The 24,073-nt window shown below is 60.2% G+C and carries 21 protein-coding genes; 6 read left to right on the top strand and 15 right to left on the bottom strand.

Annotated features, from left to right (window positions below):
- Positions 1-46: 46 nt before the first annotated feature.
- The 3 genes from rpoD to rpsU all read right to left on the bottom strand — a co-directional run bounded on the left by rpoD (position 47) and on the right by rpsU (position 4,597).
- Positions 47-1,897, bottom strand: a complete 1,851-nt coding sequence (gene rpoD, locus ACO77H_RS25285; RefSeq protein WP_169953793.1) for an RNA polymerase sigma factor RpoD — start codon at positions 1,895-1,897, stop codon at positions 47-49.
- 67 nt (positions 1,898-1,964) lie between these two features.
- A complete protein-coding gene (gene dnaG / locus ACO77H_RS25280; RefSeq protein WP_432754702.1) occupies positions 1,965-3,935 on the bottom strand; it encodes a DNA primase in 1,971 nt (656 codons plus the stop codon).
- Between the two features lie 446 nt (positions 3,936-4,381).
- Positions 4,382-4,597, bottom strand: a complete 216-nt coding sequence (rpsU, locus tag ACO77H_RS25275; RefSeq protein ID WP_002551877.1) for a 30S ribosomal protein S21 — start codon at positions 4,595-4,597, stop codon at positions 4,382-4,384.
- A 203-nt stretch (positions 4,598-4,800) separates the two neighbouring features.
- On the opposite strand from rpsU, the gene tsaD reads away from it, so the two are divergent.
- A complete protein-coding gene (tsaD, locus tag ACO77H_RS25270; protein ID WP_169953798.1) occupies positions 4,801-5,826 on the top strand; it encodes a tRNA (adenosine(37)-N6)-threonylcarbamoyltransferase complex transferase subunit TsaD in 1,026 nt (341 codons plus the stop codon).
- Positions 5,827-5,859: 33 nt separating this feature from the next.
- Here the strand turns inward: tsaD and plsY are convergent, their stop codons facing one another.
- Positions 5,860-6,429, bottom strand: a complete 570-nt coding sequence (gene plsY, locus ACO77H_RS25265; protein ID WP_029296831.1) for a glycerol-3-phosphate 1-O-acyltransferase PlsY — start codon at positions 6,427-6,429, stop codon at positions 5,860-5,862.
- Positions 6,430-6,503: 74 nt separating this feature from the next.
- Here plsY and folB point away from each other — a divergent pair, with 74 nt between their 5' ends.
- Positions 6,504-6,857, top strand: coding sequence for a dihydroneopterin aldolase (gene folB, locus ACO77H_RS25260; RefSeq protein WP_029296829.1), 354 nt, complete (start codon positions 6,504-6,506; stop codon positions 6,855-6,857).
- Positions 6,848-7,360: a 2-amino-4-hydroxy-6-hydroxymethyldihydropteridine diphosphokinase gene (gene folK, locus ACO77H_RS25255; RefSeq protein ID WP_170042252.1), complete on the top strand. Its 513-nt coding sequence runs from the start codon at positions 6,848-6,850 to the stop codon at positions 7,358-7,360. The genes folB and folK overlap by 10 nt, the downstream gene beginning before the upstream one ends.
- Before the next feature lie 18 nt (positions 7,361-7,378).
- On the opposite strand, the gene ACO77H_RS25250 is transcribed toward folK, so the two are convergent.
- From ACO77H_RS25250 to ACO77H_RS25200, 11 genes are all read right to left on the bottom strand, one after another.
- The gene (locus ACO77H_RS25250) at positions 7,379-8,608 is read right to left on the bottom strand and encodes a multifunctional CCA addition/repair protein (protein WP_432754701.1); all 1,230 of its coding nucleotides are present in this window, start codon (positions 8,606-8,608) and stop codon (positions 7,379-7,381) included.
- Between the two features lie 63 nt (positions 8,609-8,671).
- Positions 8,672-10,234 carry a SpoVR family protein gene (locus tag ACO77H_RS25245; protein WP_169953804.1) on the bottom strand — a complete coding sequence of 521 codons (1,563 nt, stop codon included), beginning with the start codon at positions 10,232-10,234 and terminating at the stop codon, positions 8,672-8,674.
- Positions 10,231-11,502 carry a YeaH/YhbH family protein gene (locus ACO77H_RS25240; protein ID WP_169953806.1) on the bottom strand — a complete coding sequence of 424 codons (1,272 nt, stop codon included), beginning with the start codon at positions 11,500-11,502 and terminating at the stop codon, positions 10,231-10,233. The genes ACO77H_RS25245 and ACO77H_RS25240 overlap by 4 nt, the downstream gene beginning before the upstream one ends.
- Positions 11,503-11,615: 113 nt before the next feature.
- Positions 11,616-13,538: a PrkA family serine protein kinase gene (locus ACO77H_RS25235; protein ID WP_017739508.1), complete on the bottom strand. Its 1,923-nt coding sequence runs from the start codon at positions 13,536-13,538 to the stop codon at positions 11,616-11,618.
- Between the two features lie 282 nt (positions 13,539-13,820).
- Positions 13,821-14,150 (bottom strand): thiosulfate sulfurtransferase GlpE, encoded by a 330-nt coding sequence (gene glpE / locus ACO77H_RS25230; protein WP_169953808.1) that lies wholly within the window; start codon positions 14,148-14,150, stop codon positions 13,821-13,823.
- A gap of 32 nt (positions 14,151-14,182) precedes the next feature.
- Positions 14,183-15,034, bottom strand: coding sequence for a symmetrical bis(5'-nucleosyl)-tetraphosphatase (locus ACO77H_RS25225; protein ID WP_169953811.1), 852 nt, complete (start codon positions 15,032-15,034; stop codon positions 14,183-14,185).
- Complete coding sequence (gene apaG / locus ACO77H_RS25220) at positions 15,034-15,414, bottom strand: Co2+/Mg2+ efflux protein ApaG (protein WP_076962233.1); 381 nt, start codon at positions 15,412-15,414, stop codon at positions 15,034-15,036. Before apaG ends, ACO77H_RS25225 begins: the two co-directional genes overlap by 1 nt.
- Positions 15,415-15,545: 131 nt before the next feature.
- Positions 15,546-16,358: a 16S rRNA (adenine(1518)-N(6)/adenine(1519)-N(6))-dimethyltransferase RsmA gene (rsmA, locus tag ACO77H_RS25215; RefSeq protein ID WP_169953812.1), complete on the bottom strand. Its 813-nt coding sequence runs from the start codon at positions 16,356-16,358 to the stop codon at positions 15,546-15,548.
- The gene (gene pdxA, locus ACO77H_RS25210; RefSeq protein WP_432754700.1) at positions 16,355-17,344 is read right to left on the bottom strand and encodes a 4-hydroxythreonine-4-phosphate dehydrogenase PdxA; all 990 of its coding nucleotides are present in this window, start codon (positions 17,342-17,344) and stop codon (positions 16,355-16,357) included. The genes rsmA and pdxA overlap by 4 nt, the downstream gene beginning before the upstream one ends.
- Complete coding sequence (locus ACO77H_RS25205; protein ID WP_432754699.1) at positions 17,341-18,675, bottom strand: peptidylprolyl isomerase; 1,335 nt, start codon at positions 18,673-18,675, stop codon at positions 17,341-17,343. The genes pdxA and ACO77H_RS25205 overlap by 4 nt, the downstream gene beginning before the upstream one ends.
- On the bottom strand, positions 18,656-21,442 hold the full coding sequence (locus ACO77H_RS25200) for an LPS-assembly protein LptD (RefSeq protein WP_170042255.1): 2,787 nt from the start codon (positions 21,440-21,442) through the stop codon (positions 18,656-18,658). The genes ACO77H_RS25205 and ACO77H_RS25200 overlap by 20 nt, the downstream gene beginning before the upstream one ends.
- A 130-nt stretch (positions 21,443-21,572) precedes the next feature.
- Between ACO77H_RS25200 and ACO77H_RS25195 the strand changes: the two genes are divergently transcribed.
- From ACO77H_RS25195 to ACO77H_RS25185, 3 genes are read left to right on the top strand one after another with little or no spacing between them, the layout of a single operon-like run.
- Complete coding sequence (locus tag ACO77H_RS25195) at positions 21,573-22,598, top strand: aminoglycoside phosphotransferase family protein (protein WP_432754698.1); 1,026 nt, start codon at positions 21,573-21,575, stop codon at positions 22,596-22,598.
- Complete coding sequence (gene murU / locus ACO77H_RS25190) at positions 22,595-23,269, top strand: N-acetylmuramate alpha-1-phosphate uridylyltransferase MurU (RefSeq protein WP_432754697.1); 675 nt, start codon at positions 22,595-22,597, stop codon at positions 23,267-23,269. Before ACO77H_RS25195 ends, murU begins: the two co-directional genes overlap by 4 nt.
- Before the next feature lies 1 nt (position 23,270).
- Complete coding sequence (locus tag ACO77H_RS25185) at positions 23,271-24,038, top strand: DnaJ domain-containing protein (protein ID WP_169953818.1); 768 nt, start codon at positions 23,271-23,273, stop codon at positions 24,036-24,038.
- Positions 24,039-24,073: the final 35 nt, after the last annotated feature.

Genomic DNA, 24,073 nt, shown 5'->3' with positions numbered 1-24,073 from the left:
TCTGCACAAAGCAAAACCCCCAGGCCTGGGCCTGGGGGTTTTGTGATCACTCGTCGAGGAAGGAGCGCAAATGCTCGCTTCTCGTCGGGTGGCGCAACTTGCGCAGCGCCTTGGCTTCGATCTGACGGATCCGCTCGCGGGTCACGTCAAACTGCTTACCGACTTCCTCAAGGGTGTGGTCGGTATTCATGTCGATGCCGAAACGCATGCGCAGTACCTTGGCTTCACGAGCAGTGAGGCCGGACAGTACGTCGCGCGTCGCTTCTTTAAGGCTCTCAACGGTGGCGACATCGATTGGCGACTGCATGGTCGAGTCTTCGATGAAGTCACCCAGATGGGAGTCTTCGTCATCACCAATCGGGGTTTCCATGGAGATCGGCTCTTTAGCGATCTTCAATACCTTGCGGATTTTATCCTCAGGCATTTCCATGCGTTCGCCCAGCTCTTCCGGGGTCGGTTCGCGACCCATTTCCTGCAACATCTGCCGGGAAATACGGTTGAGCTTGTTGATGGTCTCGATCATGTGCACCGGAATACGGATGGTGCGGGCCTGGTCGGCGATCGAGCGAGTGATCGCCTGACGGATCCACCAGGTGGCATAAGTCGAGAACTTGTAGCCGCGACGGTATTCGAACTTGTCCACAGCCTTCATCAAGCCGATGTTGCCTTCCTGGATCAGGTCGAGGAACTGCAAGCCACGGTTGGTGTACTTCTTGGCGATGGAGATCACCAGACGCAAGTTCGCTTCAACCATCTCTTTCTTCGCGCGACGGGCCTTGGCCTCGCCGATCGACATGCGACGGTTGATGTCCTTGATCTCGGCAATCGTCAGACCGGTTTCGGTCTGCAATGCAGTCAGCTTCTGCTGGCAACGAACGATGTCGGCCTGGAAGCGACCAATGGCTTCAGCGTATTTGCTTTTGCCCTTGGCCAGTGCGTCGGTCCAGCTTTCGTCAACTTCATTGCCCGGGAACTGGCGCAGGAAGTCGGCACGCGGCATGCGCGCATCACGGACACAGAGCTGCATGATCGCCCGCTCTTGTGCACGCAGACGCTCAAGGGCGCTACGAACCCGCTCAACCAGGCCTTCGAATTGCTTCGGCACCAGTTTGATCGGCATGAACAGCTCAGCCAGGGCCAGCAGTTCGGCGGTAGCCTGCTTGCTGCCACGACCGTGCTTCTTCAGGGCCTTGCGCGCCAGTTCCATCTGGTCGGAGACCGCGCCAAAGCGCTGGGCTGCGATGATTGGATCCGGGCCGCTTTCGACTTCTTCTTCGTCGTCGGTGCTGGCTTCAGCCTCGTCGTCGTCGGTTTCGTCGTCCGCTTTCACGGCTTTCGGGTCGACAGGCGGCGGTATTTCGGCAGCAGGCGGCGTAATGCCATCGTCCGGGTCGATATAACCGCTCAGGACGTCGGACAGGCGGCCACCTTCGGTGGTAACGCGGGTGTACTCGGAGAGAATGTGGTCAACCGTGCCGGGGAAGTGCGCAATTGCGCCCATCACTTCGCGGATGCCCTCTTCGATACGCTTGGCGATTTCGATTTCGCCTTCGCGTGTCAGCAGCTCAACCGTACCCATTTCACGCATATACATGCGCACAGGGTCGGTGGTGCGACCGATATCGGTCTCCACTGCAGCCAGCGCGGCAGCAGCTTCTTCAGCGGCGGCCTCGTCGGTATCGGCGTCCGCCAGCATAAGAGAATCCTTATCTGGCGCAGCTTCGAATACGTTGATCCCCATGTCGTTAATCATGCGGATGATGTCTTCCACCTGTTCCGGATCTGAAATATCCTCCGGCAGGTGGTCGTTGACCTCCGCGTAAGTCAGGTAACCCTGCTCACGACCAAGGACGATCAACTCTTTGATACGAGACTGCTGTTGCGCTTTTCCGGACATAACACCCTATCCACTGAAGGTCTTGGCGGGCAAAAAACAAGCCGAGGATTATACCCGAGCTATGACCTCACACGCCAGCTGAGGTCGGGTTTGATGCGGAAACATTCTGTTTTAAGAGGTCGCGCATCTGCTTTGCTATCTGAATTTGCTCTTCAGCCGATAATCCTGGCTGCCTTGCTTTCTTGATAAGTTCGTCGAGGGTCTGCGTGTGCTGACCCGCGGATAACCTAGTAATGGTGTCTAAAAACTGTTGTTCAAGGTTATCGCCGTCAATTAACCACTCCTTTTCTGCGAGTGCTTTCAAAAGACGTCCTTGCTCTGTGCCATGCCAGCGGGCCATCAGCTGGATTGAGTTTAGCTTAGGATTTTTTTGTACGGCCTCGATCAGGGCAATCAGCACCTGGGCGTAGGTGTTGCTCTCGTTGGCAAAATGTTCGGCGCTTTCCACTCGGCCCGCCAATTGCGGGTGGTGGATCAGGGTGCGCAGGGCAATCAGCGTCGGCGCTTCTACGGCCACCGGTGTCCGCGGGGCGTACGCCTCGTCGCGGTCGCCATGCTTGCCGTTTTTGCTCCAGGGTTTCTTGTCCCATTTCTTGCCGCCGGCGCCGGGTTTCTTCGGCGTCCAGTCCTGTTGAGGCACAAAGGCCTCTTGAGGCTGCTGAAAGTCAGCGTAGTCCGGCATGGCGTCGTAGTCGAAGCCCGGGTCGTAGGCTGGTGGCGCCTCTTGGGGCGCGCTGTGCACCAGCTGGCTGACCGCCTCGCCGCTCAGGCCGGTGATCTCCAGCAGGCGCTGGCGCATCAGGGCCTTGAGGTTGGCGCCGGGGACCTTGTCGATCAACGGTGCCGCGAGGGTAGCCATATGGGCCTTGCCTTCGAGGGAGCGCGGGTCGGCTTCCTCGGTCAATTGCTGGAAAAAATAATCGGCCAGCGGTTGTGCGTGCTGGTGGATGCGCGCGCGAAACGCATCGGTACCTTCGGAGCGCACCAGGGTATCCGGGTCTTCGCCTTCGGGCAGGAACAGAAAGCGCGCGCGGCGCCCATCCTGCAGGCTCGAGAGGGTTGCTTCGAGGGCGCGCCAGGCCGCATTGCGTCCGGCCTGGTCGCCGTCGAAACAGAACAGCACGCTGGGCACCACGCGAAACAGGCGCTTCATGTGCTCTTCGCTGGTGGCGGTGCCGAGGGTTGCCACGGCATTGCGCAGGCCTTGCTGGGCCAGGGCGATAACGTCCATGTAGCCTTCAACCACGATGATTTCATCGAGGTTGCGGTTGTTCTTGCGCGCTTCAAACAGGCCGTAGAGTTCCTGGCCCTTGTGAAACACCGGGGTTTCCGGGGAGTTGAGGTATTTGGGCTTGTCGTCACCCAGTACCCGTCCGCCGAAGGCGATGATGCGGCCACGGCTGTCGCGGATCGGGAACATCACTCGATCGCGAAAGCGATCATAGCGCTTGCCGGTCTCGGCGTTTTCCACCAGCAGGCCGGCGTCGATCATGGCCTTTTGCTGCAGGGTGTCGCTGCTCAGGTGCTTGTACAGGTTGTCCCAGCCCGGCGGGGCGAAGCCCAGGCCGAAGTCGCGGGCGATTTCCCCGGTCAGGCCGCGGCCCTTGAGGTAGTTCACGGCGGCTTTGCGCTGTGGGTGGCTTTTCAGGGCCTGGCGGTAGAACTCGGCGGCGGCGGTGAGCAGCGGGTACAGCGGCGAGTCGGTAGGCTGGCGCGGTTTGTGCGGCCGGCCACTTTCTTCGCGGGGGATTTCCATGCCGGCGGCTTTAGCCAGTTCCTCGACGGCCTGGGGGAAGTCCAGGTTGTCGTGGTCCATGATAAAGCCCAGGGCATTGCCGCCGGCGCCGCAGCCGAAGCAGTAGTAGAACTGCTTGTCGGGGCTGACGCTGAACGATGGGGTCTTTTCTTTATGGAACGGACAGCAGGCGGTGTAGTTCTTGCCAGCCTTTTTCATTTGCACGCGCGAGCTGACAACATCGACGATGTCGGTGCGGTTCAGAAGGTCGTCAATAAAGCTCTGGGGAATTAGCCCGGCCATGGCGTTCTCGTCATCACTGCGTGTAAATGAGGGCCCGTGACGCACTCAAGACGCGCATGGCGGCGGCTTGATCATCGATTGTCTGCTTGGGCTGCCAGGAAGTGTATCTGTCGAACGTTCACTGACGTTAGTTCCAATCAGTCTTCGACGTGTTTGAAAGCGTTGCCCTGGAGTCCGGTCACGGCCAATGGCGGCCTCGGAAGCTCATCGTGGGGCACAGTCGACCTATTGATCGCCTGCTTGGAAAATGGGTGTGCTCGTCAGTAGCCTTGATAGGCTCGTCAGAAGAGACGTGCACCGCTGGCAAAAGAGCCAGTCCTGACGTGTGAAGCTTTGTCTCGGTCGCATGTGCGGCGTCGACGGTGAAGCATCAAGCGATATCCGCAAATGCCAACAGCCCGGCTGAGGGCCGGGCTTGGCAGAAGCTTGCTACGAACGTCTGTGTATTAGTACAGACGAACGGCGCGGCGCTGTTCGCGCTGAACTTTCTTGGCGTGACGCTTAACAGCGGCTGCTGCTTTACGCTTACGCTCAGAAGTTGGCTTCTCATAAAATTCGCGGCTACGAACTTCAGCCAGAACACCGGCTTTTTCGCAGGAGCGCTTGAAACGACGCAGAGCTACGTCGAAGGGTTCGTTCTCTTTTACTTTGACGGCTGGCATCCAGAGCTACCTTCTTTCATTACCGGGAATCAACGTTCTCGTCGCAAAAAATTCGCGGCTGAGGTCGTCGGTTTTTAAGGGTTGCGGATGTTAACCCCTCATTGCCCGGAATGCAAAGCCTCTGATCGAAAACCGCTAGTCGGGAGGGGACGTGGCGACTATTATGCGCGCCTTCGAATTCAGCCTCTACAAGGCGCAAACCCATGTTAGTACTGGGCTTAGAAACCTCCTGCGACGAGACCGGCGTCGCGCTTTACGACAGTGAACGCGGGCTTTTGGCCGATGCGCTGTTCAGTCAGATCGATCTGCATCGGGCCTATGGCGGGGTGGTGCCGGAGCTCGCTAGCCGTGATCACGTCAAACGCATGCTGCCATTGATTCGACAGGTGCTGGACGAGGCCGACTGCGTCGCCACCGAGATCGATGCCATCGCTTATACCGCCGGCCCTGGATTGGTCGGGGCCCTGCTGGTTGGGGCTTCCTGCGCCCAGGCGCTGGCGTTTGCCTGGGGTATTCCAGCCCTTGGCGTGCACCATATGGAAGGCCATTTACTGGCGCCGATGCTGGAAGAAAACCCTCCTGGGTTCCCGTTCGTCGCTTTGTTGGTTTCCGGTGGCCATACGCAGCTGGTTCAGGTCGATGCAATCGGCCAGTACACGCTTCTGGGGGAGACCCTGGACGATGCCGCCGGTGAAGCTTTCGACAAGACCGCCAAGATGATGGGCCTCAATTATCCCGGTGGTCCGGAAATCGCGCGCCTGGCGGAAAAAGGCGTGGCGGGGCGCTATACCTTCCCGCGTCCGATGTGTGATCGCCCAGGCCTGATGTTCAGCTTCAGTGGCTTGAAAACCTTCGCCTTGAACACCTGGCAGCAAAGCGTCAGCGCCGGGGACGACAGCGAGCAAGCCCGTTGCGACATCTCTCTGGCGTTCCAGCAGGCGGTGGTGGAGACTTTGACCATCAAGTGCAAGCGTGCCCTGAAGCAGGCCGGCATGAAGCGCCTGGTCATCGCTGGAGGCGTCAGCGCGAACAAGGCATTGCGTTTGTCACTGGAAAAAATGCTCGGCGACCTCAAGGGCGATGTGTTTTACGCGCGCCCTGAGTTCTGCACCGATAACGGCGCGATGATTGCCTTCGCCGGTTGCCAGCGCTTGCAGGCGGGCCAGCATGAGAGCCTGGCCATCAGCGTGCAGGCGCGTTGGCCGATGGAGCAACTGCCGCCGTTGTGATCGACGAACATGAGTCGGGTTCACCGGGCGTATTTAAAAATGTCGTTCGCGCCCGGCAAACAGGTCGCGTAAATTGCCGCGATGGCGCCATACAATCAGCAGGGTGAGTACGCTCATCGGCAGCAGGGCAGCCGGCTCCTGCCAGGCCAGCAATGGCAGGGTCAGGGGGGTGGCGATCAATGCGGCGAGGGAGCTGGTGCGGGTCAGGTAGAACGTCAGCAGCCAGGCGGCAATGGCCAGCAGCGCCGCTGGAGGGTAGATCCCCAGTAGCATGCCGGCGGCCGTCGCGACGCCCTTGCCACCGCGAAAGCGAAAGTACAGCGGGAACAGATGGCCGAGCACGGCACACACGCCGATCCAGGCTTGTTGTTGCAGGGAGAGGCCGGCGAGGTCGGCGATCAGCACGGGCAACAGGCCTTTGCATACGTCGCCGAACAACGTCAGTACGGCGAGCTTTTTGCCGGCCAGGCGCAACATATTGGTGGCGCCGGCATTGCCCGAGCCACTCATTCGCGGGTCGGGATTTCCCGTCAGGCGGCTGAGCAAGATGGCAAAGGACAGCGAGCCGAGCAGGTAGGCGAGGGTCGCCAGTAACCAAGACATGCTAACTATTCCGGGCGAGGACGCCTTGATTCTAACGGGGCATTGCGCCCTTGTCGTGCTGTGGAGAAGAGTGCTTGGACAGAGTGTTTATCGAAGGCCTGGAAGTCGACACCGTGATCGGGGCCTACGACTGGGAGCGAGGTATCCGTCAATGCCTGCGCCTGGACCTGAGTTTCGCCTGGGACAATCGCCCGGCCGCAGCCGGTGATGACCTGACCCTGGCCCTCGACTACGCCAGTGTTTCCACGCGCATCCAGGCCTTTGCCGCGCAGGCGCAATTCCAGCTGGTGGAAACGTTTGCCGAGCGCCTGGCGCAGGTCTTGATGGAAGAATTCCAGATCCCCTGGCTGCACCTCAAGTTGACCAAGCCCGGTGCTGTCCCGGCCGCCAAGGGCGTGGGCGTGGAGATCGAGCGCGGATGTCGCTAACTCAGGTTTACCTTGGTCTTGGCAGCAATATCGAGCGCGAGGCCCGTTTGCAGGCGGGTCTTGACGCGTTGGATGGCTTTTTGACCGATATGCGCTGTTCTGCCGTATTCGAAAGTCAGCCGGTGGGGATCAAGAGCGGGCCGTTCTTCAACCTGGTGGTATCGGCGTACACCGATTTGCCGTTGATGGAACTGGATCGCCGGCTGAAGTCCATCGAGGCCGACAATGGCCGCTATGCGCCGGATCGCAAGGGTTTGCCCCTGGATATTGATGTGCTGCTGTATGGCGACCTGAGCGGTAATTTTGATGGTTTGGTGTTGCCGCGGGCAGAAATCCTGAAAAACGCCTTTGTGTTGTGGCCGCTGTCGTTGATGGCGCCGGAACGTGTGCACCCTGAAGTCGGCAAGACATTTGCCGCGCTGTGGCGGGATGCACAAATCGACCAGGTACTGGCACCGGTTGCCTTCGAATGGCGTGGCCGACCACTCACCCCAGACCTGTAGAAACCGGCTCGCCAGCGCCTACAGTGAGTGTTGGTCCTTGTAGGCTTTCAGGGCCTTGAGCCGTTCACGCTTGAGCGCCTCGCCCAGCTCCGGGCCCTTGAAACCCTTCTCCAGCAGCGGCGCCACTGCCACGGCCCGCGCCACCTGCGCGGCAGCACGCAAATACTCTGCCTGTGGATAACTTCGCTGCTCAAGGCCCTTGCGACCTCGTGCATCCATTTCGCAGGCGACGACAAATTCTTCAAAGCGCTGTGGCCGACGGAATACGTCAAAGCTCTGCAGCAACTCCAGCAGGGTCGAGGCCTTCAGCTCCAGTGCCCGATGACCATGGGTGTGATACTCGCCGACCAGTAGCGCCAATTCCTGGCAATCCTTGGGCACTTTGAAGCGCTCATTGACGGCTTTGATCAGCTTCAGGCCCCGTTGCTCGTGGGCAATATGCCGGGGCAACTTATCCACAGGTGTCAGGCCCTTGCCCAGGTCATGCAGCAGGCAGGCCCAGCGCACGGTCAAGGGTTGGGCATGGAGGGCCGCCTGTTGCAGCACGCTCAGGGTGTGGATGCCGGTATCTATCTCGGGGTGATGAGCTTCGGGTTGGGGCACACCGAACAGGGCATCCACTTCCGGTAGCAGGGTTTTCAGGGCATGGCAGTCGCGCAGCACCTGGATAAACACCTGTGGCTGATCTTCCATCAGGGCCCGGGAAATTTCCTTCCAGCTGCGTTCCGGCGTCAGGGCTTCCAGTTCGCCGGAGTCGCTGAGCTGACGCATCAATTCCAGGGTTTCGGGGGCGATAGTGAAACCGAGACCGGCATAACGTGCGGCAAACCGCGCGACCCGCAGTACGCGCAGGGGATCTTCGGCGAACGCCGGGGAGACGTGACGCAATACCCTGGCCTGCAGGTCGCGCTGGCCGTTGTACGGATCGGTCAGGTTGCCGTCGTCGTCTTCGGCGATCGCGTTGATAGTCAGATCGCGGCGGATTAGGTCTTGTTCGAGGGTGACTTCGGGGCTGGCATGAAACACAAAGCCGCCATAACCCCGACCGCTTTTGCGTTCGGTGCGGGCGAGGGCGTACTCATCGTTGTTTTTTGGGTCCAGGAACACCGGAAAGTCAGAGCCCACTGGGCGATAGCCCAGGGCGAGCATTTCTTCAGTGGTGGCGCCTACTACGACCCGATCGATATCGGTAACGGGGATGCCGAGCAAGCGATCACGTACCGCTCCACCGACTTTGTAGATTTGCATGAAAAAGCCTCCATTAGCCCTACAGGATAACGCCTGCGGCCGGCCAATGGAGGCATTGCTGCGTCAAAGGTGAACCACGGCCAGGTCCAGGCGGCCGTAATCGTTGTCGTTATGTTCGTTGCGCGGCGGCACGTGATGGGTCTTCATGACCTGATCGCCTTGCAGGGTCTCCAGGTGGATATCGAAGCCCCATAGCCGGTGCAGATGCTTGAGCACTTCGTCCGTGGATTCTCCCAGGGGTTTGCGGTCGTGTTGCTGGTGGCGCAGGGTCAGGGAGCGATCACCGCGCATATCGATGCTGTAGATCTGCACGTTGGGCTCGCGGTTGCCCAGGTTGTATTGGGCCGCTAGGGTCTCGCGGATGGTGCGGTAGCCGGCTTCATCGTGGATGGCAGGTACCAGCAGGTCGTCCTTGAGGTCGTCGTCCAGAATGCTGAACAGCTTGAGGTCACGAATCACCTGGGGTGACAGGTACTGCAGGATGAAGCTCTCGTCCTTGAAGCTGCTCATGGCGAACTTGATGGTCGATAGCCAGTCACTGCCGGCGATCTCCGGGAACCAGCGGCGATCTTCCTCAGTGGGGTGTTCGCACATGCGCCGGATATCCCGGTACATGGCGAAGCCCAGGGCATAGGGGTTGATGCCGCTGTAGTAGGGGCTGTCGAAGCCTGGCTGGAAGACCACGCTGGTATGTGAGGTGAGGAACTCCATCATGAAGCCGTCGGTCACCAGGCCTTCGTCGTAAAGGTCGTTCATCAGGGTGTAGTGCCAGAACGTTGCCCAGCCTTCGTTCATCACCTGGGTCTGGCGCTGTGGATAAAAGTACTGGGCGATCTTGCGCACGATCCGCACGATCTCCCGTTGCCATGGCTCCAGCAGCGGGGCGTGTTTTTCCAGGAAGTACAGGATGTTTTCCTGGGGCTCGACGGGGAAGCGCGCATTGTCCTTGTCGCTATTCTTGTCGGCGCGTTTGGGGATGGTGCGCCACAGGTCGTTGATCTGCTTTTGCAGATGCTCTTCCCGGTCCTTCTGCCGTAACCGTTCCTCCTCGGCGGAAATCGGATAGGGGCGCTTGTAGCGGTCTACCCCGTAGTTCATCAAGGCATGGCAGGAGTCGAGCAGGTCTTCCACCGCATCGATCCCGTGGCGCTCCTCGCACTGCATGATGTACTGCTTGGCGAACACCAGGTAATCGATGATCGAACTGGCGTCGGTCCAGGTGCGGAACAGATAGTTGCCCTTGAAAAAGCTGTTGTGGCCATAGCACGCGTGGGCCACCACCAGGGCCTGCATACAGATGGTGTTTTCTTCCATCAGGTAGGCAATGCACGGGTCGGAGTTGATCACTATTTCATAGGCCAGCCCCATCTGGCCACGGGTGTAGGACTTCTCCGTGCTGAGGAAGTGCTTGCCGTAGGACCAATGGTGGTAGCCCAGGGGCATGCCCACCGAGGCATACGCATCCATCATTTGCTCGGCGGTGATCACTTCGATCTGGTTGGGATAGGTATCCAGGGCATATCCGGCCGCAATACGGCTGATTTCCCGGTCATAGGCCTGGATCAGTTCGAAGGTCCATTCGGACCCCGTGGAAATGGGTTGGCGCTTATGCTCTTTGGCGGTCATGTCACTAACCTGCGCTGGAAGAGTTCACGGAAGACCGGATAGATATCGCCGGCCGAGACCAGTTGTTGCTGGGCGAAGGTGTCGGCGAAGGCTTCACCGATGCGCTCGTATTCAAACCACAGGGCCTGGTGCTCGCGGGGGGTAATCTCCACATAAGTGTAGTACTGCACGAACGGCATGATCTGGTTGATCAGGATGTCGCGGCAGATGGGCGAGTCGTCGTTCCAGTTGTCGCCATCGGAAGCCTGAGCCGCGTAGATGTTCCATTCGTTGGCCGGATAACGCTCGGCCATGATTTCCTGCATCAGTTTCAGCGCACTGGACACGATGGTGCCGCCGGTCTCCCGTGAATAGAAAAACTCTTCTTCGTCGACCTCGCGGGCACTGGTGTGATGGCGGATAAACACCACGTCGATCTTGTCGTAGTTACGCTTGAGAAACAGGTACAGCAGGATAAAGAAGCGCTTGGCGATGTCCTTGGTCGCCTGGGTCATGGAGCCGGAAACGTCCATCAGGCAGAACATCACTGCCTTGGAGCTGGGGTTGGGTTGCTTGACCAGCAGGTTGTATTTCAAGTCGAAGGTGTCGAGAAACGGTACGCGGTGAATACGCGCACTGAGTTTCTCGATTTCTGCTTCGATTTCCTGGATATCGCCGAAATTGTCTGGCTCTTCGCGCTTCAATCGCGCCAGTTCTTCCTTGGCCTCTTTGAGTTTGGCGCGGCTGCTACCAGATAGGGCGATACGCCGGGCATGGGCTGAACGCAGGGTACGGATGATATTGATGCGCGAGGGGTTGCCCTCGTTGCTGATGCCGGCGCGTACGGTCTTGAAGGTGTCGGTGCCGGTCAGGTTGCGTTTGACCAGGTTGGGCAGCTCCAGGTCCTCGAACATGAATTCGAGGAACTCCTCCTGGGTAATCTGGAATACGAACTCGTCCATGCCTTCGCCGGAGTTGCCGGCCTTGCCTGGGCCTTTGCCGCCGCCACCGCCTTGAGGACGCTGGATGTGTTCGCCGGAGGTGAATTCCTTGTTTCCCGGATGAACCACGGTCTGTTTACCGCCGCGGCCGTGATGTAGCACCGGCTCATCGATATCCCGTCCGGGAATGCTGATCTGCTCGCCGTGCTCCATATCGGTAATGGAGCGGCGACTCACCGCCTCTTCGACGGCCTTTTTGATGTGGTCACGGTAACGCCGCAGGAAACGCTGGCGGTTTACCGTGCTCTTGTTCTTGCCATTGAGGCGTCGGTCAATCACATAGCTCATAGGGAGCCCTCCGGGCAGCTTCACGTTACAAGCTTCAAGCCGCGAGCTGGAAGCTTAGAGACAAGCGGTCAGCTGCCAGGCCATAGGCCCGGCAGCGCACGCCTGTCGCTGCCTTACTGCGATTTGCGAACCCGCAGGTACCACTCGGAGAGCAGCCGTACCTGTTTGTCGGTGTAGCCGCGCTCGACCATTCGTGTGACGAAGTCGTTGTGTTTTTGCTGATCCTCCTTGCTGGCCTTGGCGTTGAAGCTGATGACCGGCAGCAGATCCTCGGTGTTGGAGAACATTTTCTTCTCGATGACCACCCGCAGCTTCTCGTAGCTGAGCCAGGTAGGGTTCTTGCCATTGTTGTTGGCCCGGGCGCGCAACACGAAGTTGACGATTTCGTTGCGGAAATCCTTCGGATTGCTGATGCCGGCCGGTTTCTCGATCTTCTCCAGTTCTTCGTTGAGGGCTACGCGATTGAGGATCTCGCCGGTTTCCGGGTCGCGGTATTCCTGGTCCTGGATCCAGAAGTCTGCGTACAGCACATAGCGGTCGAAGATGTTCTGGCCGTATTCGCTGTAGGACTCCAGGTAGGCGGTCTGGATTTCCTTGCCGATGAACTCGATATAGCGCGGCGCCAGGTACTCCTTGAGGAAGCGCAGGTAGCGCTCGCGGGTTTCAGCCTGGAACTGCTCTTGTTCGATCTGTTGCTCCAGGACATAGAGCAGGTGCACCGGGTTGGCGGCGATCTCGTGGGGGTCGAAGTTGAAGACCTTGGACAGGATCTTGAAGGCGAAGCGCGTCGACAGCCCGTTCATGCCCTCATCGACGCCTGCCGTGTCGCGGTATTCCTGGATCGATTTGGCCTTGGGATCGGTGTCCTTGAGGTTTTCCCCGTCGTAGACGCGCATTTTCGAATAGATATTCGAGTTTTCCGGCTCCTTGAGGCGCGACAGCACGGTGAACTGGGCGAGCATCTTCAGGGTGTCGGGTGCGCAATGGGCCTTGGCCAGGGAGCTGTTGAACAGCAGCTTGTCGTAGATCTTGATTTCATCGCTGACCCGCAGGCAGTACGGCACCTTGACGATATAGATCCGGTCGATGAAGGCTTCGTTGTTCTTGTTGTTGCGGAAGGTGTGCCATTCCGATTCGTTGGAGTGGGCCAGCAGGATGCCGGTAAACGGAATCGCGCCCAGGCCTTCTGTACTGTTGTAGTTGCCTTCCTGGGTCGCGGTAAGCAGTGGGTGCAGCACCTTGATCGGCGCCTTGAACATCTCCACGAACTCCATCAGGCCCTGGTTGGCCCGGCACAGTGCGCCCGAGTAGCTATAGGCGTCCGCGTCGTTCTGCGGGAACTCCTCCAGCTTGCGAATATCGACCTTGCCCACCAGCGCCGAAATATCCTGGTTGTTCTCATCCCCCGGTTCGGTCTTGGCGACGCCGATCTGGTTGAGAATAGATGGATAGAGCTTCACCACCCGGAACTGGCTGATATCACCGCCGAACTCGGCCAGGCGCTTGGTGGCCCAGGGCGACATGATGGTGTTGAGATAGCGCCGTGGAATGCCGAAGTCTTCTTCGAGGATCGCGCCATCTTCCGTAGCGTTGAACAGGCCCAGGGGCGACTCGAATACCGGGGAACCCTTGATCGCGTAGAAAGGCACCTTTTCGATCAGTTGCTTGAGTTTTTCGGCCAGGGAGGATTTACCGCCGCCCACAGGGCCGAGCAGGTAGAGGATCTGTTTCTTCTCTTCCAGGCCCTGGGCGGCATGGCGGAAGTAGGAGACGATCTGGTCGATGCATTCTTCCATGCCATGGAAGTCTTCAAAGGCCGGGTAGCGGCGGATGACCTTGTTGGAGAATATTCGCGATAGTCGCGAATTATTGGAGGTGTCTACCAGCTCCGGCTCACCAATCGCCAGTAGCAGGCGCTCGGCGGCAGACGCGTAGGTACTGCGGTCCTTTTTGCACAGCTCGAGATACTCTTGCAGCGTGAGCTCTTCCTGCTGTGTGGACTCGAAGCGTTGTTGGAAGTGGCTAAAAATACTCATGACGTCGTCACCTCGCTCGATACGTGGAGCCGACGCCGGATCAATCAGTCGATGCTGGCAGCCAGTGGCGCTTGCCGTGGCCATTTCCCCCCAGAACACCCTGAAACGCTACCGATGACCCGCACGCCGGTGTACCGGCTCTCCCCTGTTTTGGATGGCCTGCGCTTAATGATAGTTGGGAATCCGGGAGGTCAAGGCGAGATGCCTAATTAGTTTGGGCGCACCGTTCGTCAGAAACGGCGCGAGCCCAAGCGTCACGCGGGGTAGCGGGGTTTAAAAAAATTATTGCGAATCGCCTGTGGCAATTTCCGCAGGATACGTCGTACGCCACAGCTCAAAGCCGCCGTCCAGGCTATAGACATCGGAGAAGCCCTGGCTGACCAAGTAGGCCGCCGCGCTCTGGCTGGAGTTGCCGTGATAGCAGGCCACGATCACGGGTGCGTCGAGGTCGGCGGCGCGGATGAAGTCGGCGATATTGTGATTGTCCAGATGCCGTGCGCCCTTGATGTGGTTCAGGGCGTAGGTCTGGGGATCCCGGATATCCACCACCACGGCGCCTTGCTCGCGCAGGGCCTGGGCTTGTTCGGGAGGGATACGTTTGAATTCGCTCATGGCGGGCTCCTTGGGCGTGCGGCAAGCGGCGTCTAGCGCTTGGCGGCAGCGGGCAGTGTTACGGGAAGGGGAGATTCACACTGGCAGCTCAGGCGCTCGCCGGTGTCGATGTTCATCAGGGTCATGGCCCCGCCCCACACGCAACCGGTGTCGAGGGCGAATACGCCGGGTTCGTCGCAGTGACCTTCGAGGGCGGCCCAGTGCCCGAAGATGATCTTCGTGTCGCGGGTCTTGCGCTCCTTGTGGGCGAACCAGGGTTTGTAGCCGGGCAAGGCGGTGTCGGCGCCTTCCTTGCTCTTGAGGTCGAGTTTGCCTTCGGCGGTGCAGAAGCGCATACGCGTGAAGTAGTTGGTAATGACCCGCAGGCGCGCGACGCCGGTCAGATCGTTATCCCACTTCACTGGCTCATTGCCGTACATGCCGTCCAGATAAGTGGCGAACAGAGTGTCATCGGCCAGGACGGTTTCGACCTCGGCGGCACACTTGAGGGCCTTTTTCAGGGTCCACTGCGGCGCAATGCCAGCATGAACCAAGGCGGTATTGCGCCCCTCGTCGTAGTGCAAGAGCGGTTGTCGGCGCAGCCAGTCGAGCAATTCGGCGCGATCCGGGGCTTCGAGGATCTCCCGCAGGGTGTCGCCCTTTTTCAGACGCTCGATGTTATTGCCGGCTGCCAGCAGATGCAGGTCGTGGTTGCCCAGCACGCAGACCAGGGAATCGCGCAGGCCATAAAGAAAGCGCAGGGTCTCCAGGGATTGCGGGCCGCGGTTGACCAGGTCACCCACCAGCCACAGGCGATCCTTGGCCGGGTCGAAGGCTACGCGATCAAGCAGGCATTTGAGCGGCTCCAGGCAGCCTTGCAGGTCGCCGACAGCATAGGTTGCCATCAGTGCAGGGCTCCGGGCACCGCCAGGCGGAAGGGAGCAATGATGGCGTCGAAGTGTTTGCCGTCTTCGGCAAGCATTTGGTAGCTGCCTTGCATCGTGCCGACCTTGGAGGTCATCACGGTGCCGCTGCTGTAGGTATGGCTGGCGCCGCTGTCGATCAGGGGCTGTTGGCCGATGACGCCGGCACCGCGCACTTCCTCGACATGGCCGTCACCGTCGGTGATCACCCAGTGACGCGACAGCAGCTTGGCGGGCACTTGGCCGTTGTTCTTCACCGTGACGGTGTACGCAAAGGCAAAGCGGTTCTGTTCGGGTTGGGATTGTTCCGCCAGGAAGCGGGTGACGACGCTGACGTCGATCTGATAGCGAGGATCGGACATGCAAGAGGCCTTAAGAGCAAAAGCGGAGGACAGCAGATGCGGATCAGTCTAGGCCATGAGGTGGGCACTAGGCCAGACATGCTGTATGACCTGATGTCCACCCTTGTAGGAACCGGCTTGCCGGCGATGGGTCAGTCGGCAGCGGGTGCAGGCTGAATCGCTAGCTGGTCCGCCAGGCGTACAAACGCGGCGAGGTCCAACTGCTCCGGGCGCAGGCTGCCGTCGACACCGGCGGCTTCGATCTCGGCGTTGCTCAGCAATGCCTTGAGTGTATTGCGCAGGGTCTTGCGACGCTGGTTGAAGGCTTCGCGTACCACTCGTTCCAGCAGGCGATGATCCTTGGCCGGGTGCGGAAGAACCGCGTGTGGCACCAGGCGCACAATGGCCGAGTCGACTTTTGGCGGCGGGTTGAACGCGCCCGGACCCACATTGAACAGGTGCTCGACCCGGCAGTGGTACTGGACCATGATCGACAGGCGACCCCAATCGCCGCCGCCAGGGCCGGCCGCCAGGCGCTCGACCACTTCCTTCTGCAACATGAAATGCATGTCGCGGATGATCCCTGCGTTGTTCAGCAGGTGAAAGATCAGCGGCGTGGAGATGTTGTAAGGCAGGTTGCCAACCACACGCAGGCTGTTGGGCGCGGCATTGAGACTGGTGAAGTCGAACTTCAGCGCATCGCCCTGGTGCAGGTTGAAGTTGGGCATGCCGGCGAATTGCTGGTTGAGGATAGGGATCAGGTCCTTGTCCAACTCAACCACATCCAGTTGGCCACCGCTATTGAGCAGGCCCTGGGTCAGCGCGCCCTGGCCCGGGCCGATTTCCAGCAGGCGGTCTTCGGGCTTGGCATGGATGGAGCGCAGGATGCGGTCGATAACGCCGGCATCGTGCAGGAAGTTTTGCCCGAAGCGCTTGCGCGCCCGGTGTTGGTAATGCTCGGTCATATACGGGTCTCGGCCATCTGATAGGCGGTTTCCAGGGCCACGTGCAGGCTGCCGGTATCGATCTTGCCGCTGCCCGCCAGGTCCAGGGCGGTGCCATGGTCGACGGAGGTGCGGATGATCGGCAGGCCCAGGGTCACGTTGACTGCGGCGCCGAAACCTTTGTATTTCAGCACGGGCAGCCCCTGGTCATGGTACATCGCCAGCACTGCATCGCAGTGCTCCAGATATTTGGGGGTAAACAGAGTGTCGGCGGGCAATGGGCCACGCAGGTCCATGCCTTCTTGGCGCAGACGCTCTAGTGTGGGTTCGATGATGTCGATTTCTTCATGGCCCAGGTGGCCGCCTTCACCCGCGTGGGGGTTGAGGCCGCACACGAGGATTCGCGGCTGGGCGATGCCGAATTTCTGTTGCAGGTCAGCGTGCAGGATGCGCGTGACGCGTTCCAGGCGCTCTGGCGTGATGGCATCGGCAATCTGGCGCAAGGGCAGGTGAGTGGTCACCAGTGCCACGCGCAGGCCACGGGTTGCCAGCATCATCACCACCTGTTCGGTGTGGGTCAGCTCGGCAAGGAACTCGGTATGGCCGGAAAAGGCGATACCGGCTTCGTTGATCACGCCTTTATGCACCGGCGCCGTGATCATCCCGGCGAAGTCACCGTCGATGCAGCCTTGTCCGGCGCGGGTCAGGGTCTCCAGGACGAAGGCGGCGTTGGCCTTGTCCAGCTGCCCGGCGACTACCTTGGCCTGCAGCGGGGTGTCCCACACGTACAGGCTGCCCGCGTGTGCCGGTTGGTCGGGCCAGTTGCCCGGCGAAACGGGCAACAAGTCGACAGCCACGCCCAGTTGCGTGGCCCGCTCAAGGAGCAGGTCACGGCTGGTAATGGCAATCAGGGGATGAGGCTGGGCTTGCGCGGCGAGCAGCAGGCACAGGTCTGGACCTATGCCGGCCGGCTCGCCGGGTGTCAACGCGAAACGCTGGGGTTTCACTGGGCTGCCTGGTCGGTGCCTGTTGTGTCGGCGCCAGGGAGCTTGTTTTCCACGTAGGCTTCGTCACGGATCTGACGCAGCCAGGTTTGCAGCTCTTCGTCGTATTTGCGGTTACGCAGTACGGTCAGTGCTTGCTGCTCACGGGCCTGGGTGGTGTTGTCGGTGGCGCGGCGGCCAAGGACTTCCAGGACGTGCCAGCCATATTGGGTCTTGAACGGCTTGGACAGCACGCCTTGCGGCGTATCGTTCATGACTTGCTGGAACTCGGGCACCAGGGCTCGTGGGTCGATCCAGCTCAGGTCGCCGCCGTTGAGGGCAGAACCCGGGTCTTCCGAGAAGCTTTTGGCCAGGGTGGCGAAGTCTTCACCGCCTTCGATGCGCTCATAGATCTTTTGCGCCAGCTCCTTGGTTTGAGCCTCGGTGCGGATTTCACTTGGCTTGACCAGGATGTGACGGACATGCACTTCGTCCTTCAACGAAGCCTCACCGCCGCGACGCTCCAGCAACTTCAGAATGATGAAGCCGCCAGGGGTGCGCGCAGGTTGGGTGATGCCGTCCACTTCCATGGCGCTCAACTCGCGGTCAAACGGTGGTGGCAGTTGAGCGGCTTTACGCCAGCCCATATCACCGCCTTCGAGGGCGTTGTCGCTGCCGGACTGGGCAATGGCCATCTGCGCAAAGTCAGCACCGGCCTTGAGACGGTCATAGATCGCCTGGGTCTTGGCCGCTGCGGCGTTGAGCTGCTCGGCGTTGGCGCTGTCTGGCGTCGGGATCAGGATATTGGCCAGGTGCAGTTCTTCGGAGAGCTGCATCTTGCCCAGGTCCGAGGCCAGGAAGTTCTTCACTTCCTGCTCTGATACCTGCACGCGTTCGGCCACACGGCGCTGGCGCACACGGCTGATGATCATTTCGCGGCGGATCTGGTCACGGGCGTCCTCATAGGACAAACCGTCATGGGCCAGGGCCGCGCGGAACTGATCAATGCTCATGTTGTTACGTTGAGCGATGGTGCCGACGGCCTGGTTCAGCTCTTCGTCGGTGATACGGATGCCGGAACGGTCGCCAATCTGCAATTGCAGGTTTTCGACGATCAGGCGTTCCAGCACCTGCTGGTCCAGGACGCTGGTCGGTGGCACGCCACCGCCACGCTTGGCGATGGTTTGCTGAACTTCCTTGACCCGTTGGTCGAGTTGGCTCTGCATGATCACGTCGTTATCGACGATGGCCACTACCTTGTCCAACGGTTGCACTGCAGCGTGTGCCGCTGCAGTACCCAGGAACAGCGCGCCCAGCATCAGCGGGCGCAGACAATCAGAAAGCTTGATCTTCACGTTCACGATAACCTTGGATGCCTTTGTCGAGGAAGCTCTCTACCTTGGCGCCAGTCAGGCCGCCGAGTCCTTTGAGGACGATTTGGAGGAAGAGCCCGTGGTCGCCTTTTTCGTTCTGCGGGGCGATCTGGGTGTATTCGTCGTTGGAAACCCAATAACGGTTGATCACGCGCAGTTTCCAGCAGCAGTTGTCGTACTCGAAACCACCAAAGGCTTCCAGGGTACGGTTGCGTGCGTAGTCATACTGCCAGCGGGTGATCAGGTTCCACTGCGGAACGATCGGCCACATCATCGAGAAGTCGTGTTGCTGGATTTTGTAGTAATCCTTCTCGAAACCTGGCTGCCCTTCGGTGCCGTAATCGCCGCCAAACTGCCATTTGCCGGTCAGCTGGTTGTAGACGACCTGGTCGTTGCGATAGCGGTAGCCAACGTTGATAACCTTGTTCGGGTTGTCTTCTGGCTGATAGTGGAACATCGCGCTGCCGGAACGGGCGGCGTGCTCCTCGGTGTCCCAGTTGTAGTCGGCAGTGGCGCGCCAGTCGCGGTTGAAGCGGAACTCGTAGTCCAGGGCAATTGGCGAGACGTCCGACTGCGAGTCGGCACGGTCGGCGGCTACGATGCCAGGCAGTTGAACCTCGCGGTCCTTGAAGTACAGCGCCTGGCCGATGGCCACACGCTGGCGCTCAAAGCCGTTTTCTTCGATCCAGCGGCTGGTCACGCCCAGGGACAGCTTGTTTTCGTCGCCGATCCGGTCAGTGCCCGAGAAACGGTTGTCGCGGAACAGCGAGTTGTAGTTGAACGTGGTTTCGCTGCTATCGAATACCGGGATATCGGACTGGTCTTTCTCTGGAACATAGAGATAGAACAGGCGCGGTTCCAGGGTTTGAGTGTAATCCTTGCCGAACCACTGGGTGCTGCGGTCGAAAAATAGCCCGCTATCGACACTGGCGATTGGAATGGAGCGATCTTGCGAGCTCTTGAATTTCTGGCCCGCGTCAATCATTTGCTGTTTGCCGGCGCCGTCGAGATCAAGATCGTATTTGGTGTAGGCGTACTTGAGCTTTGGCGTGATGAAACCGTAACTCGAGGTCATCGGCAACGATACGCTTGGTGCTGCGTTCAAGCGCGTGCCGTTTGCACGGGTCAGGCCTCTCACGTAGGTGTCCAGACGGGGTTCGCCGTTGGGGAGCGGGCCTCCATCTTTATTGAAGATATTGCCAGTCCTCAAATCCCGATCAAACCGGACAGCCTCGGCGTCATAAGCAAAGTACAGCCCACCAGGACGGTAAGGCAGTGCACCATTGATGGTTAACTGCGGCAACCGGTTGTACGGAGTGATCTGGGAGATCGTCGCCAGCTCGTAGGCTTGCAAATTCAACTGAGCGGTATAGGTATCGCCGCGATAGCTGGCAGCACCTTGCTGGTTGACGAACTCACGAGACTCAACGCCAATCTGATTGGACTTCAGATCCTGGAAGTAGAACGGATCGCTGATCTTGGTGTAGTCGATCTGAGTCAACAGCCGCGAATCCAACCCACCCTTATGCTGCCAATTGAGCATATAGCGGGTTTTGTTGTAGTCGCTCTGTTTCTTCCGCTCGTCGCTGTCATCGTTCAGGTACGCGCCGCCGAACTGACCTTCGCTGGACTTGGTGAGGTAGCGGAATTCGCCTTCCATCAACATGCCGCGCTTGGTCATGTATTGCGGGTACAGCGTGGCATCGTAGTTCGGCGCCAGGTTGAAGTAGTACGGTGTCACCAGCGTAAAGCCACTTTCCCCACCCGAGCTGAAGCTCGGCGGCAGGAAGCCGGACTGACGACGATCGTCAATCGGGAAGTAGATGTACGGGGTGTACAGGATCGGGATGTTCTTGACCCGCAACGTCGCGTTGGTCGCCGTACCGAAGCCGGTGGCCGGGTTCAACGTGATGTTGTTGCCGCGCAGTTGCCAGGCGTTGCTGTCCGGCTCGCAGGTGGTGTAGGTACCATCCTTGAGGCGGATGATCGCGTTTTCGGCACGCTTGGCGTACAGCGCGTTACCGCGGATGCGCGATTTGTGCATCACGTATTCGGCGTTGTCGATCTGGGCCGCACCCGTGTCCAACTGGACCTGGGCGTGGTCGCCAACGATCAGCGCGCCATTGTCGCGCAAACGCACCTTGCCGTTCAGCTCGCCACGGTTCTCGGCCTGGTACAGGCTGGCCTCGTCGGCCTCGACCTGCATGCTGCCCTGGCGCATGACCACGTCACCGGCCAGGGTCGCGACTTGGGTTTCCTGCTCGTAACGAGAGGCCTTGGCACCGATGAAGGTCGGCGCGTCGCTCTTGTCCGTCTTGTCGTTCATGCCAGGACGGATCGGCTCGATGTACGCACCGGCGCAATAAGGACCGGTTTCGGCCAGTTGCGCGGCGGTGAGTTTCTCGCGAGGGACCCAGTCCAGGTGGCTGTAGTCGGCGCTACGCGAGCGCAGGCCACGGCCCTTGGATTCGGTGACCAGCTTGGTCTGCGGCACGGCTTCGGCACCGCCAGCTTCGCCTTGCGGCGTGCCGTTGGCCGAGCTGACGGCACTGCCGTCATGCACCGGACGCGGTGGCAAAGGGGCTGCGCTGGCTTTTGGCGCGCAATCCCAGGCACCCGAAGCAGAGACTGAGCAGTCATACTGTTCCGCGGCGACCACGAATGAGGTGGCGAAAGGTTGCATGGCCAGCAGACTGCCGGTTACCAGCAACGGAAATTTTCTACGAAACGCGGGGGATTTCAATGCCATCTTATTAGTCCGGGCTTCCTGCGTGCCATCTGCCCGCGGTGTGGGCCGCACGCCTCTCGATGGTCTGAAAAAGATGCGTGATAATAAAGCATGACCCGCTTGACGGCTAGCGCCGTCGGAGACCCTTGTAATGCCCGACCAAGATCTACGTTTGCAACACCTGAAAGTGTGGCTCGATCAGCAGTTACCCGAGCTTTTCCTTGCCCAGGGATGGGGCCCCGTACCCCCGGCTACATTGACTGCGGCCAGCAGCGACGCGAGTTTCAGACGGTACTTCCGTTGGGAGGGCGCAGGTCGCACATTTGTCGTGATGGACGCTCCGCCCCCCCAGGAAAACTGCAAACCTTTCGTCGATATCGCGCGAATGTTGGCTAAATCAGGAATAAATGTTCCACAAATTTTTGCTGAGGATCTGTCCCAAGGCTTTCTTTTGCTCAATGACCTGGGCAAAAACACCTACCTGGATGTGATTGACGGGGAAAATGCCGACCAATTGTTTGCCGAGGCCATCGACGCGCTGCTGGCGTTCCAGCAATTGCCGATGGACGCCGGCTTGCCCAGCTACGACGTGCCGTTGTTGCGCCGGGAGCTGGAGTTGTTCCCCGAGTGGTACGTGCGCCGGCACCTGGGCATCGAGTTCGATGCGCAGCAGTCGGCCCTATGGCAGCGGGTCAGCCAGTTGTTGATCGACAGCGCCCTGGCCCAGCCCAAGGTCCTGGTGCACCGCGACTATATGCCGCGCAACCTGATGATCAGCGTGCCGAACCCTGGCGTGCTGGACTTCCAGGACGCGGTCTACGGCCCCGTGACCTACGACATCACCTGCCTGTTCAAGGACGCCTTCCTCAGTTGGCCCCAGGCACGGGTGCGCGAATGGCAGCGCGGCTATTGGCAGCGTGCTGGCCAATTGGGCATTTCGGTACAGGCGGATTTTGAAGACTTCCTGCGTGCCAGCGACTTGATGGGGGTGCAGCGGCACCTCAAGGTCATCGGTATCTTCGCGCGTATCTGCCACCGTGATGGCAAGCCGCGCTACCTGGCGGACGTGCCGCGCTTCTTTGGCTATATAGAAGCGGTGCTGGCCGATCGGCCGGAACTGGCCGACCTTGGCGAGTTGCTGTCGAGCCTGCGCCAACCGGCCGAGGCCCACGTATGAAGGCCATGATCCTGGCGGCCGGCAAGGGCGAGCGGATGCGTCCGCTTACCTTGCACACTCCCAAACCACTGGTCCAGGCCGGTGGCAAGCGCCTGATCGAGTACCACCTGGAGGCGCTGGCGAAAGCGGGGTTCACCGAGATCGTCATCAACCATGCCTGGCTGGGCCAGCAAATCGAGCATTACCTGGGGGGCGGCGCGCAGTACGGCGTGCGCATCCAGTATTCACCTGAAGGCGAGCCGCTGGAGACCGGTGGCGGGATTTTTCAGGCCTTGCCCCTGCTGGGAGACGAGCCGTTCCTGGTGGTCAATGGCGATATCTGGACCGACTATGACTTTGCCCGCCTCAAGCAGCCCTTGAGCGGTCTGGCGCACCTGGTGATGGTCGACAACCCGGCCCATCACCCCAGTGGTGGCGATTTCTATATCAAGGACGGTTTGCTTCATGATGCAGCGCCCGATGCCGATAACCTGACCTTCAGTGGCATTTCGCTGCTGCATCCCAAGCTGTTTGCGGGTTGCAGCGCCGGTGCCTTCAAGCTGGCGCCCTTGTTGCGCGCAGCGATGGCTCAAGGCTTGGTCTCGGGGGAACACATGGATGGACGCTGGATTGACGTCGGTACGCTGGAGCGCCTGGCGCAGGTAGAAAACCTGCTGACCGTGGGCCAGTAAGATGCTGTGGCCAGGGACTTTGATCGGCGCCGGGGCGGGGTTTGCCATCGCCAGTATTCCGGGGGCCATGCTGGGTGCGCTATTGGGCCAGGCGCTGGATCGACGCCTGCAATTGCGCAGTTGGGCGCAACTGCGCGAGCGCCTGGGCGGCCGTCCGGCGCTGCGTAACGACGAACTGCTGTTTGTGTTGCTGGGCCGTTTGGCCAAGAGCAACGGGCGAGTGGTCGACGGGCATATCCAGCAGGCGCGGGTGGAGATGCGCGCGCTGGATATGACCGAGCCGGCCCAGCGCCGGGCGATTGCGGCGTTCAATCGGGGCAAGTCAGGGACCGATCGGGTGCGCAGTTACCTGCGTGTGCTCAAGTCCCAGCCCCATGCCGCAGAAGGCGTGCTGCGTGCCTGCTGGCGCATGGTCTGGGCCGACGGCAAGGCCAGCCTCGCCGAGCGCGACCTGATCGACCTCTGGGGCAAGTGGCTGGGGTGGACGCCGCAACAGATCCAGGCCCTGGCCCACGACTACGAGCCGGAGCGCAAGCCCCTGGCCACTCGTGGTGGCACCTACCAGGAAGCCCTGCGGATTCTGGGGGTGACGGCCACGACAGAGCCGGCTGTGATCAAGCGTGCCTACCGACGACTGCTCAGTCGCCATCATCCGGACAAGATCGCCGGCAGCGGCGCCAGCCCCGCGCAGGTACGCGAGGCTACGGAGCGTACGCGCGAGCTGCATAGCGCCTACACGGTGATCCGTGAGCAGCGGGATTTCCGCTGACCTTACAGGAGCCGGCTTGGCGGCGAGGGGAGGTG

Source organism: Pseudomonas sp. WMBT8 (assembly GCF_050916005.1).
Classification (GTDB): Bacteria; Pseudomonadota; Gammaproteobacteria; order Pseudomonadales; family Pseudomonadaceae; genus Aquipseudomonas.
The sequence above is the reverse complement of the archived record's forward strand: the minus strand, read 5'-3'. Positions and strand labels throughout refer to the sequence as shown.